Raw genomic sequence first — 12,055 nt, 5'->3', positions numbered from 1 at the left:
TGGTTGAATGCCATGGACAAACAACAATTGATCGAACAAGCCGGGAATGCCCGGCAGCGGGCTTACGTCCCGTACTCGAAATTCCCCGTCGGAGCAGCCCTGCTGACGAAAGACGGCAACGTATACAAAGGCTGCAACATCGAGAACTCCGGCTACAGCATGGCGAACTGCGCGGAGCGGACGGCCATGTTCAAGGCGATTTCGGAAGGCGAACGCGAATTTTCGGCACTTGCCGTTGTGGCCGACACGCCGGGCCCCGTATCCCCGTGCGGCGCGTGCCGGCAGGTCCTCTCCGAGTTCTGCCCGGCCGATATGCCGGTCTATTTGACGAATCTGAAGGGCGACCTGCTCGAGACAACAGTCGGACAGCTGCTCCCGGGTGCGTTCAAAGCGGAGGATATGCACAATGCTGAATAATACTGAGGGATTCAAATCCGGCTTCATCTCGATCATCGGACGGCCGAACGTCGGCAAATCAACGTTCCTGAACCGGGTCGTCGGGCAGAAGATCGCCATCATGAGCGACAAGCCGCAGACGACAAGGAACAAAGTGCAGGGGGTCGTCACGACCGACGACAGCCAGATGATCTTCATCGACACGCCGGGCATCCACAAGCCGAAGCACAAGCTGGGCGACTTCATGATGAAAGTCGCCCGCAACACGCTGAAGGAAGTCGACGCCGTCCTGTTCATGGTGAACGCGGACGAGCCGGTCGGAAAAGGGGACCGGTTCATCATCGATATGCTCGGCGAAAGCAAGACGCCGGTCATCCTCGTCATCAACAAAATCGACCTGATCCATCCGGACCGGCTGATGGAAGTGATCGAGTCCTATAAGGATCTGTTCAAATTTGATGAGATCGTTCCGGTTTCCGCCCTGCAGGGAAACAACGTCGACCGGCTGCTCGACGTGCTGAAAGGGTACTTGCCGGAAGGCCCTCAATATTATCCGGCCGACCAGGTGACCGATCATCCCGAGCGTTTCATCATTTCGGAGCTCATCCGTGAAAAAGCGCTCCATCTGACCCGGGAAGAGATCCCCCACTCGATCGCCGTCGTGATCGAACGGATCGCCAAGCGCGAAGGCGAGGAAACAGTCGATATCCAGGCGACGATCATCGTCGAACGCGACTCCCAGAAAGGGATTGTCATCGGCAAGCGGGGGTCCCTCCTGAAAGAGATCGGAACCCGTGCCCGGAAGGATATCGAAATGCTGCTCGGCAGCAAGGTGTACCTGGAACTTTGGGTGAAGGTCCAGAAGGATTGGCGGAACCGGCAGTCCCAGCTTAGGGAATACGGATTCAGGGAAGATGAATATTGAACGGGGCGCGGGCGGCTGGCCCGCGCTTTTGATACCCCGCTAAAAAGGGAGGGCGGAACATGCTGAACAAATGGGAAGGGATCGTTCTCCGGACCGGTCCGTACGGCGAATCCAACAAAGTGGTGACTCTCCTTACCCGGGAGGCCGGCAAAGTCACAGCGATGGCAAGGGGCGCAAAAAAACCGGCGAGCCGGCTGGCCGGTGTCACCCAGCCGTTCACCCACGGCCTCTTTCTCGTTTACCAGGGCCGGGGAATGGGGACACTCCAGTCCGGAGACCCGCTGGAGCCGATGCGTTATCTGCATCAGGACATCACGGCTGCCGCCTACGCAAGCTTCATTGCGGAACTGATGGACAAGCTCATCGAAGACGGCCGGCCGGCACCCGCCGAATTTTCGCTGCTCCTTCAGGCCTTCCACGCCATCAATGAGGAATACGACCCCGAGGCGATTTCCCTGTTCGTGCAATGGAAGATGCTGCCCGTTGCCGGGATTTATCCGGTGCTTCACCAGTGCGCGAGCTGCGGGGCGACCGAGGGGGAGTTTGCGTTTTCGTTCAAGGAGAACGGATTCCTCTGTCACCGGTGCTACGACCGTGACCCGTACTTGATCCGTCTTTCTCCGTCGCAGGTCCGGCTCATCCGCACGTTTTACACCGTGCCAATCGAACAGGTCGGCAAGCTGACGCTGAAGCCGGCGACAAAGGCGTTCATGCAAAAGCTGGTCCGGACGATCTATGATGAGCAGGTCGGCATCCGTCTGAAGTCCGCCGCGTTCATCGACCAGCTATCGAGGATGCCGGAGTTCAAGCGGGAGGAGCCGGAAAGGGAAGAACACGAAGAAGAGCCGCATGCCGGGGAAGACTGACCCCGACGCGCGGCTCTTTTTTCAGTGTGTGGGAGAGGGGGATGTGACGCTCCGTGCCGGCGGACGGCTTTGGCCGGGGACTCCGTTCTCCGCTGGCGCTCCGGAGCGGATTCCACGGCGTCGCCTGCCGCTGCGGCACTTCCGCTTCATCCGGTTCTTTCCGGGATGGCGGCACAGAGCGGAGCCCGCGCCATTTCAGCAGGAACAGATCCGATATCTCCAGCTGCAGATTCACTCCAGGAAGGGCATCGGAACGAATCGCGATGGAGTCCGGTTTTCTGTGAAAATATTATTCAGAAGGAGAAGGAATCCGCGAGACACCTGCGGGAAAAGCTAACGTGATTGCACCCGACATCGCTCCGATTACACTCGACCTCATTCCGATTACACTCGGCCGTCCTCCGATTACACTCGCCCTCACTCCGATTACACTCAGCCTCGCTCCGATCACACTCGCCTCATCCCAATCACAAAAAGCCCTCCCGGCACCCAAAAAGGGGGGGAGGGCAACAAACAAAATCAGAATTCCAGTCGCTGTTCGATGAATGCCTGCACTTCGCCGATCGGCATGCGGACCTGTTCCATCGAGTCTCGGTCGCGGACGGTGACTTGGCCGTCTTCCTTCGAGTCGAAGTCGTAGGTGATGCAGAACGGTGTGCCGATTTCATCCTGGCGTCGGTAGCGCTTGCCGATCGACTGGGAGTCGTCGTAGTCACACGCAAAGTGCTTGCGGAGCTCCGCCCAGACTTCGCCGGCTTCATCCGAGAGCTTCTTCGAAAGCGGCAGGACGGCTGCCTTGAACGGTGCCAGTGCCGGGTGGAATCGGAGAACGGTTCTCGTGTCGTTCTCGCCGACTTCCTCCTCGCCGTAGGCATCGCACAGGAAGGCGAGCGTCACGCGGTCCGCGCCGAGGGACGGCTCGATGCAGTAAGGGACGAATTTGTCGCCGCTCTGCGGATCGGTGTATGTGAAGTCCTCGCCCGAATGCTCCATATGGCGCTTCAGGTCGAAGTCGGTCCGGTCTGCGACGCCCCACAGCTCGCCCCAGCCGAACGGGAATTTATACTCGATGTCGACGGTCGCATTCGAATAGTGGGAGAGTTCTTCCTCGTCGTGTTCACGAAGACGGATATTGTCATCGGACATGCTCAGGTCGTCGAGCCACTTTTTGCAGAAATCGCGCCAGTACGCGTACCACTCCAGATCCTCTCCCGGCTTGCAGAAGAATTCCAGTTCCATCTGTTCGAACTCGCGGGTGCGGAAAGTGAAGTTGCCCGGCGTGATTTCATTCCGGAAGCTCTTGCCGACCTGCGCGATGCCGAACGGGAGTTTCTTGCGCATCGACCGCTGGACGTTCTTGAAGTTGACGAAGATCCCCTGGGCCGTCTCGGGACGGAGGTAAATATCATTCGACGAAGAATCCGTCACCCCCTGCGATGTCTTGAACATGAGATTGAACTGCCGGATGTGGGTGAAGTCCTGTGCTCCGCAGTCCGGGCAGGTGACGTGGTGTTCGCGGATGAGTTCTTCCATTTTGTCGAACGGCATGCCGTCGACGACCAGTTCGTTGCCTTCTTCCTCGAGCTTGTTCTCGATCAGCTTGTCCGCACGGTGACGGGATTTGCAGGCTTTGCAGTCGATCATCGGGTCGTTGAAGTTGCCGACGTGGCCGGAAGCTTCCCAGACACGCGGATTCATGAGGATTGCCGCGTCGAGTCCGACGTTGTACGGGGACTCCTGTACGAATTTCTTCCACCAGGCCTTTTTGATGTTATTTTTCAGTTCGACGCCGAGCGGGCCGTAGTCCCATGTGTTGGCGAGCCCGCCGTAAATGTCCGATCCTGGGAAGACGAACCCCCGGTGCTTTGCGAGATTGACGATTGTTTCCATTGAAGCCATGTCCGATTCCTCCTTGGTTGAATTGAAAAAGCACCCGTCTCCGGACGCAAGGTCCGGGGACGGGTGCTTGATGACCCGCGGTTCCACCCCGATTGGCAGAAAATATACCTGCCCTCTTTCAGTGAGCCGGCTCGGGGGTGCCGCTTCATATCCGTGCAGGCTTTCACCGGTTCCTGCTCGCTGTCGTTGGATATTACTTGATTGTCCCGTCAATGCCGTATAGACTTCGACAACATTGTAGCATGCGGGCAATCGTTTCGCAATCGGCGTCCCAATCAGATATAATGGACGAGGCCATATATACTTGCCGGGTCCCGCCCGGCGCTGCATAAATAAGACGGTCGGCAATGCTTTCGGTCGTTTACGGTCCCGTTGCCGACGGATTGGTGGTGAGTCGAATGGAACTCAATAAGCGCCAGGACGAAATCCTGGAAATCGTCAAAGCGGAAGGACCCATCACCGGCGAACAGATCGCCGAACGCCTGAGCCTTACGCGTGCAACGATCCGGCCTGACCTCGCCATCCTGACGATGGCCGGCTTCCTGGATGCCCGTCCGCGCGTCGGGTATTTTTATTCGGGCAAGAAGAAGGAACAGCAGCTGACCGAGAACATGATGAATATGAAGGTCCGCGACTTCCAGTCGATTCCGGTCGTCGTTCAGGAATCATTGTCTGTCTACGATGCGATCACCCAGATGTTCCTGGAGGACGTCGGCACGCTGATCGTCGTGGATGACCAGTCACGCCTGGCCGGCATCCTTTCCAGGAAGGACCTGCTCCGGACCGCGATCGGGACGACGGAACTCGAGAAGATTCCGGTCCATATGATCATGACGAGAATGCCGAACATCTCCTACTGCCGGAAAAACGAGACGCTCGTCCAGGCTGCGAAGCTGCTGATCGACCGGCAGATCGATGCGCTGCCGGTCGTGGAAGAAGCGGACGGCGGACTGACCGTCATCGGCAGACTGACCAAAACGAACCTCACGAAGGCATTTCTGTCCCTTGCAGAGAACCATGACTTTTGAAAGAGGTGCCCAATGAATCAATTGAAAACCTTCATTATTTCCGATTCAATCGGAGAAACCGGCGACCTCGTGGCGAAGGCGGCGATCAGCCAGTTCCGGCAAAACTTCGAGTCCACGGCAGTCACGCGGATTCCGCATGTCGAGACGATCGAGCAGCTGCGGGAAGTCACGGTGCTCGCTTCCGAGCAGGACGCCATCATCCTATACACCCTCGTCAAAGAGAATATGCGCGAATTTCTCAGGAAAGAATGCGAAAGGCTCGAAATTCCTGCGGTCGACATCCTCGGACCGATCATCGGGGCAATTGGCGAGAAGCTCGAAGAAACTCCATCCGAGGAGCCCGGACGCGTGAGGCTTCTGGACGAAGACTATTTCAAAAAAATCGAAGCGATCGAGTTCGCGGTGAAGTACGATGACGGCCGGGATCCGAGGGGGCTTCTGCTGGCGGATATCGTCCTCATCGGGGTGTCGCGGACTTCAAAGACGCCGCTTTCCCAGTACTTGGCGCATAAAAGGCTGAAAGTCGCCAACGTGCCGCTCGTCCCGGAGGTCAATCCGCCGGAGGAGCTCTTCCATGTGAACCCGGACAAGTGCTTCGGTCTGGTCATCTCCCCGGAAAAGCTCAACACCATCCGGAAGGAACGGCTGAAGGCGCTTGGCCTGAAGGATGATGCGAACTATGCGAAAATCAACCGGATTCAGCAAGAGATCGATCACTTTTACAGGGTGACGGACCGGATCGGCTGCCATGTGATCGACGTGACCAACCGGGCGGTCGAGGAAACGGCAAACGTCATTCTCGGCATCCGCCAAAATAAGATTTGAAGTCCGGATGTGCCGGCTTGCCGCACTCCGGATCTTTTTGTATAAACCGGATGAATTACTGGCATTCTAGGAAGCGCGGGATTATAATATGTTATTGTGACTAAAATGCGCAAAGTGGGCGTTCAACTCCCTCGTGCGCACTTTTTTGTCGAATGATGAAGGAATTAAACCGTGAATCTCGAATTCAAGTATAGACAAGAAAGTGTGGGTGATGTCGATGAAGCGGATTCCGGAGGAGAAGATCGAGACGATCCGTTCCGCTACGGATATCGTCGGCCTCATAAGCGAGTACGTCCAGCTTACCAAGCGGGGCCGGAACTGGTTTGGCCTCTGTCCGTTCCACGACGAAAACTCGCCTTCTTTCTCCGTCTCCGGGGACAAGCAGATGTTTCACTGCTTCGGCTGCGGGGCTGGCGGAAATGCAATCACCTTCGTGATGGACATCGAGAATATCCCGTTCACGGAAGCTGTCGCAAAACTGGGTGGCCGGACGGGCATCGAGGTGGAGGTCCCCGATACCCGCGGGGAAGGCCATGAACAGCTGCCGGACCGCCACCGCAGGCTCATAGACGCACATGCATTTGCGGCGGAATACTACCAGCATCTGCTCCTGAACACGGTCGAAGGGGAAGAAGCCCTTGATTATCTGACCGGCAGGGGATTTACGCAGGAAGCCATCGAGAAGTTCGGAGTCGGATGGTCGCTCGGCAACCGGGACTCGCTCGCCCGGCTGCTCGGCCGCAAGGGCTTTTCCGAAGACGAGATGGAGGAGGCGGGGCTTGTCATCCGGCCCGAAAGCGGAGGCGGCGGCTTTGACAGGTTCCGGGAACGTGTCATGTTCCCCCTCCACGATCCGAACGGCCGGGCGGTCGGTTTTTCGGGAAGGGTCATCCGGAAAGCCGGCAATGAACCCAAATACCTGAACAGCCCCGAGACCCCGATATTCAATAAAAGCGAAATCCTCTACAATTATCATCATGCCCGACTTGCGGCGCGGAAAACGGGTAATGTAATATTGTTCGAAGGTTTCATGGATGTCATCTCCGCAGATCTTGCCGGCATACAATCCGGCGTTGCCGTCATGGGCACCGCGCTCTCGGACAGGCATATTTCCCTTCTCGGACGGATCACCGGCCAGGTCATCATCTGTACGGACGGTGATTCGGCCGGCTGGGAAGCCGCGAGGAGATTCGCGGGCATGTTCAAGAACGGGAGGACGGAAGCGACAGTAGCCGTCATTCCGGACGGCATGGACCCGGACGACTACATCCAAAAATACGGCGGTGAGCAGTTCCGCGAGCAGGTGATCGGCCAGCCGCATACATTGATGTCGTTCGCGATGATGTACGCGCGCAGAGGCAAGAACCTGAACAATGAGAATGACATCCTTCAATATATCCACGAGGTGCTGGAAGCGATGGCCGGCAATTTGACGCCGGTCGAACGCGACCTGTACCTCGGCCAGCTGGCCAGGGACACGGGCGTCACCGTAGAAGCGCTGACTGCGCAGTTCCGGAAAGCGGAAGCGAAAACCGTCCGCACCGGTCCGCCCAGGCCGGAGAGGGAGCCGCCCCCGGCACCCGAAAAGCCGGCCGCGAAAACGAGGAATACGCCTGTATCCCGTGCCGAACGGATTTTGCTGTCCCATATGTTGAGGGATGGCGCCATCTTCGCCGGTATACGGGATTCAGAAGAAGGGAATCCTTTCTTCCATGATGAATATACAGCGATATACGTTAATCTTGCCGGATTTTACGAAGAGTTCGGCGAACCGGATGTACACCGTTTCGCCGAAACGCTCGAAGATCCGGATTTGAGGCGGATTGTCATGGAGACGGCCATGTCGGAACTGTCCGATGAGCATGTCAGCGAGGAAGTGGAAGACTGCCTCAGGCATATAAGGAAATACCGGATCGAAGTGGAGATCCGCGAAAAACTGCAACAGTCCAGGGAAGCCGAGAAACTGCACGACCATCTCCGCGCCCTTGAATTATCCAAGCAGATCATTGAGTTGAAGAAATCCCTTTCGGCGGTATAGGGGAGCCGGCTTGTAGGAGGAGGAGTAAAAGTGGCAGAACTTTCAGGGCAACCAAAGGACCACGAACATGAAATGACACTTGACGAAATGAAGGCACAACTTCTGGAACAGGGTAAGAAGGCGGGAGAGCTCGCGTTCGACTTTGTGACGGAAAAGCTGTCCGCGTTCGATATGGAGCCGGATCATTTCGAAGAATTCCTTGACCAGATCGAGGAACAAGGAATCGAGCTTGACCGCAACAGCGGTTCGGGCACTGATGAAAAAGAAGAAGAATTCGATCTCAATGACCTGAGCGTGCCGCCCGGCGTCAAGATCAACGACCCTGTCAGAATGTACCTGAAGGAAATCGGCCGTGTCGACCTTCTTTCCGCAAAAGAGGAAATTGAGCTTGCCAAGCGGATTGAAGACGGGATCGCCGCCCAGAAAGAGATTGACGAGGGGGCGGAAAACACGGAGGAACTTCAGCTGATCCTCGACCGGGGAGACATGGCGAAGAAAAAGCTTGCAGAGGCCAACCTCCGACTCGTCGTTTCGATTGCGAAGCGGTATGTCGGCCGCGGCATGCTGTTCCTCGACCTGATCCAGGAAGGGAACATGGGCCTCATCAAGGCGGTCGAGAAATTCGACTATGAAAAAGGCTTCAAGTTCAGTACGTACGCGACCTGGTGGATCCGCCAGGCGATCACGCGCGCCATCGCGGACCAGGCGCGGACAATCCGGATCCCGGTCCATATGGTTGAAACGATCAACAAACTGATCCGCGTCCAGCGCCAGCTTCTCCAGGACCTCGGACGGGAGCCGTCGCCGGAGGAGATCGGCGAGGAAATGGACCTGCCTGCCGAAAAGGTCAGGGAAATCCTCAAGATCGCCCAGGAGCCGGTCTCTCTTGAAACGCCGATCGGCGAAGAAGACGATTCCCATCTCGGCGACTTCATCGAAGATTCGGACGCCCAGTCGCCTTCCGACCATGCGGCCTATGAGCTTCTCAAGGAGCAGCTGGAAGATGTGCTCGATACGCTCACAGACCGCGAGGAGAACGTTCTCCGTCTCCGTTTCGGCCTGGATGACGGCCGCACACGGACGCTCGAAGAAGTCGGCAAGGTGTTCGGCGTCACGAGGGAACGGATCCGTCAGATCGAGGCGAAGGCGCTCCGCAAGCTCCGCCACCCGTCCCGCTCCAAGCGGCTGAAAGACTTCCTTGAATAAGAATCATGCTCGGACGTCAGAATCACTGACGCTCCGGGCTTTTTTTGTTGATTAGGTCCTGGGGAGCGGGATGTTCGGCTGGCGGCCATGAAAATGGGGGAAGCGACCGCGGATGGCCTTCCGGTGACCACGGAAATTTCCCGGGTGCAGGTCGGGATTTTGGGTGGCCCGATTCACGCTCTGAGTCGACCGATTCAGTTAGAACGTTAATTAGCTAAGTTGAGACGTTAATTAGCTAGACTGAGACGTTAATTAGCTAAGCTGAAACGTTAATTAGCCAGAACGCCGACTCCGTCCTTCGTGAAGGCGTCGGCAAAGTCAGCAGCAAGCGAGCAAATTTATTCGGCTGGCGGATTTACAGAATTTCTTGGACACATCCTCCGGAGAGCAGTTTCCGCCGGATGCACCGCTTCTGTATATTTCGTCCGGATAACTTGCGGTTGTTAAGCGAGCGCTCGTTCAGTTATACTTACTCTTGAAAGCGTATTCACAAAGGGGGAAGGCAGCATGAATTTCGATCTTACACAGGAACAGGAAATGATCCGCCGCACCATCCGGGAATTTGCGGATGAGGAANCCTGGTGGATCCGCCAGGCGATCACGCGCGCCATCGCGGACCAGGCGCGGACAATCCGGATCCCGGTCCATATGGTTGAAACGATCAACAAACTGATCCGCGTCCAGCGCCAGCTTCTCCAGGACCTCGGACGGGAGCCGTCGCCGGAGGAGATCGGCGAGGAAATGGACCTGCCTGCCGAAAAGGTCAGGGAAATCCTCAAGATCGCCCAGGAGCCGGTCTCTCTTGAAACGCCGATCGGCGAAGAAGACGATTCCCATCTCGGCGACTTCATCGAAGATTCGGACGCCCAGTCGCCTTCCGACCATGCGGCCTATGAGCTTCTCAAGGAGCAGCTGGAAGATGTGCTCGATACGCTCACAGACCGCGAGGAGAACGTTCTCCGTCTCCGTTTCGGCCTGGATGACGGCCGCACACGGACGCTCGAAGAAGTCGGCAAGGTGTTCGGCGTCACGAGGGAACGGATCCGTCAGATCGAGGCGAAGGCGCTCCGCAAGCTCCGCCACCCGTCCCGCTCCAAGCGGCTGAAAGACTTCCTTGAATAAGAATCATGCTCGGACGTCAGAATCACTGACGCTCCGGGCTTTTTTTGTTGATTAGGTCCTGGGGAGCGGGATGTTCGGCTGGCGGCCATGAAAATGGGGGAAGCGACCGCGGATGGCCTTCCGGTGACCACGGAAATTTCCCGGGTGCAGGTCGGGATTTTGGGTGGCCCGATTCACGCTCTGAGTCGACCGATTCAGTTAGAACGTTAATTAGCTAAGTTGAGACGTTAATTAGCTAGACTGAGACGTTAATTAGCTAAGCTGAAACGTTAATTAGCCAGAACGCCGACTCCGTCCTTCGTGAAGGCGTCGGCAAAGTCAGCAGCAAGCGAGCAAATTTATTCGGCTGGCGGATTTACAGAATTTCTTGGACACATCCTCCGGAGAGCAGTTTCCGCCGGATGCACCGCTTCTGTATATTTCGTCCGGATAACTTGCGGTTGTTAAGCGAGCGCTCGTTCAGTTATACTTACTCTTGAAAGCGTATTCACAAAGGGGGAAGGCAGCATGAATTTCGATCTTACACAGGAACAGGAAATGATCCGCCGCACCATCCGGGAATTTGCGGATGAGGAAGTGGCACCGGGGGCAATCGAACGGGACCGGACGAAGGAGTTCCCGGTTGAGATCTTCCGGCAGCTGGCAGACATGGGGATGATGGGCCTGCCGTTCGAGGAGAAGTACGGCGGGGCGGGAGCCGATACGATCAGCTTCGCAATCGTCACCGAGGAACTGAGCCGCGCCTGCGCATCGACGGGCATCACCTACTCGGCCCATATCTCCCTCGGCGGGGCTCCGCTCAATCTCTTCGGAACCGAAGAGCAGAAGGAGAAGTACCTGACGCCGATCTGCACGGGAGAATCGTTCGGAGCATTCGGGCTGACGGAGCCGAATGCCGGATCTGACGCGGGCGGCACCCAGACGACGGCGAAGACGGAAGGGGACGACTTCGTCATCAATGGCGGCAAGGTGTTCATCACGAACGCAAGCTATGCCAAGAACCTGGCGCTCACGGCCATCACCGGGGAACAGGATGGCAAGAAAGAGATCAGTGCGATCATCGTCCCGACAGACGCGGAAGGCTTCAAGGTGATCGACAACTACGAGAAGATGGGCCTGAATGCATCGAACACGACCGAGCTCGTCATGGAGAACGTCCGGGTGCCGCAGGAAAACTTGCTTGGCAAGCGCGGCAACGGGTTCCGTCAGTTCCTGGTGACGCTCGACGGCGGCCGGATCGGCATCGGCGCGATGGCCGTCGGGATCGCACAGGCCGCTTTCGACAGGGCGTTGCGCTACTCGAAGGAACGCAAGCAGTTCGGCAAGTCGCTCTCAGAATTTCAGGTGAACCAGTTCAAGCTGGCCGACATGGCCCTGAAGATCGAGCTCGCCCGGAACATGGTTTACAAAGCCGCCTGGCTGAAGGATCAGGGCCGTCCGTTCTCGAAGGAAGCGGCCATGTGCAAGCTGTATGCATCGGAAATCGCGATGGAAGTCGCGGATGAGGCGATCCAGCTGCACGGAGGCTATGGCTATATGAAAGAATATGAAGTGGAGCGGTACATGCGCGACGCGAAATTGCTGGAAATCGGGGAAGGAACATCGGAAGTCCAGCATATGGTCATCGCCCGCCATATCGGTGTTTAAACAGATTCTTGTCCAATTTGTCACAAACCCGCAAAACTTCTCGGCTAATGCTTTCAGTTTTCCGGATTATGAAGTACAATATGAATTGTTCACTGTATTGTAC

Annotated in this window: 9 protein-coding genes and 1 pseudogene; 9 read left to right on the top strand and 1 reads right to left on the bottom strand. The window is 56.9% G+C overall.

Going from position 1 to position 12,055, the window contains the following annotated elements:
* Positions 1-12 precede the first annotated feature (12 nt).
* The 3 genes from BN1189_RS13585 to recO are packed head-to-tail and all read left to right on the top strand — an operon-like array spanning position 13 to position 2,187.
* The gene (locus BN1189_RS13585) at positions 13-417 is read left to right on the top strand and encodes a cytidine deaminase (RefSeq protein ID WP_040228837.1); all 405 of its coding nucleotides are present in this window, start codon (positions 13-15) and stop codon (positions 415-417) included.
* The gene (gene era / locus BN1189_RS13580; protein WP_040228836.1) at positions 407-1,321 is read left to right on the top strand and encodes a GTPase Era; all 915 of its coding nucleotides are present in this window, start codon (positions 407-409) and stop codon (positions 1,319-1,321) included. The genes BN1189_RS13585 and era overlap by 11 nt, the downstream gene beginning before the upstream one ends.
* A 59-nt stretch (positions 1,322-1,380) precedes the next feature.
* Positions 1,381-2,187 carry a DNA repair protein RecO gene (recO, locus tag BN1189_RS13575; protein WP_040228834.1) on the top strand — a complete coding sequence of 269 codons (807 nt, stop codon included), beginning with the start codon at positions 1,381-1,383 and terminating at the stop codon, positions 2,185-2,187.
* A gap of 519 nt (positions 2,188-2,706) precedes the next feature.
* Here the strand turns inward: recO and BN1189_RS13565 are convergent.
* Positions 2,707-4,086, bottom strand: a complete 1,380-nt coding sequence (locus BN1189_RS13565) for a glycine--tRNA ligase (RefSeq protein ID WP_040228921.1) — start codon at positions 4,084-4,086, stop codon at positions 2,707-2,709.
* 389 nt (positions 4,087-4,475) lie between these two features.
* Here BN1189_RS13565 and BN1189_RS13560 point away from each other — a divergent pair, with 389 nt between their 5' ends.
* The 6 genes and pseudogenes from BN1189_RS13560 to BN1189_RS13535 all read left to right on the top strand — a co-directional run bounded on the left by BN1189_RS13560 (position 4,476) and on the right by BN1189_RS13535 (position 11,952).
* A complete protein-coding gene (locus BN1189_RS13560) occupies positions 4,476-5,114 on the top strand; it encodes a helix-turn-helix transcriptional regulator (RefSeq protein WP_040228920.1) in 639 nt (212 codons plus the stop codon).
* A 12-nt stretch (positions 5,115-5,126) separates the two neighbouring features.
* Positions 5,127-5,939, top strand: a complete 813-nt coding sequence (locus BN1189_RS13555; RefSeq protein WP_040228830.1) for a pyruvate, water dikinase regulatory protein — start codon at positions 5,127-5,129, stop codon at positions 5,937-5,939.
* Between the two features lie 217 nt (positions 5,940-6,156).
* Complete coding sequence (dnaG, locus tag BN1189_RS13550; RefSeq protein WP_040228919.1) at positions 6,157-7,977, top strand: DNA primase; 1,821 nt, start codon at positions 6,157-6,159, stop codon at positions 7,975-7,977.
* Between the two features lie 30 nt (positions 7,978-8,007).
* Positions 8,008-9,183 (top strand): RNA polymerase sigma factor RpoD, encoded by a 1,176-nt coding sequence (rpoD, locus tag BN1189_RS13545; protein WP_040228828.1) that lies wholly within the window; start codon positions 8,008-8,010, stop codon positions 9,181-9,183.
* A 577-nt stretch (positions 9,184-9,760) separates the two neighbouring features.
* Positions 9,761-10,305 (top strand): annotated as a pseudogene (locus BN1189_RS13540) (sigma-70 family RNA polymerase sigma factor); the annotation flags it as partial.
* 507 nt (positions 10,306-10,812) lie between these two features.
* A complete protein-coding gene (locus BN1189_RS13535; protein ID WP_040228827.1) occupies positions 10,813-11,952 on the top strand; it encodes an acyl-CoA dehydrogenase family protein in 1,140 nt (379 codons plus the stop codon).
* Positions 11,953-12,055: the final 103 nt, after the last annotated feature.

The organism is Bhargavaea cecembensis (assembly GCF_000826125.2).
Lineage (GTDB): Bacteria > Bacillota > Bacilli > Bacillales_A > Planococcaceae > Bhargavaea > Bhargavaea cecembensis_B.
Note: the sequence above shows the minus strand (reverse complement) of the source record. Positions and strands in the feature narration are given on the sequence as shown.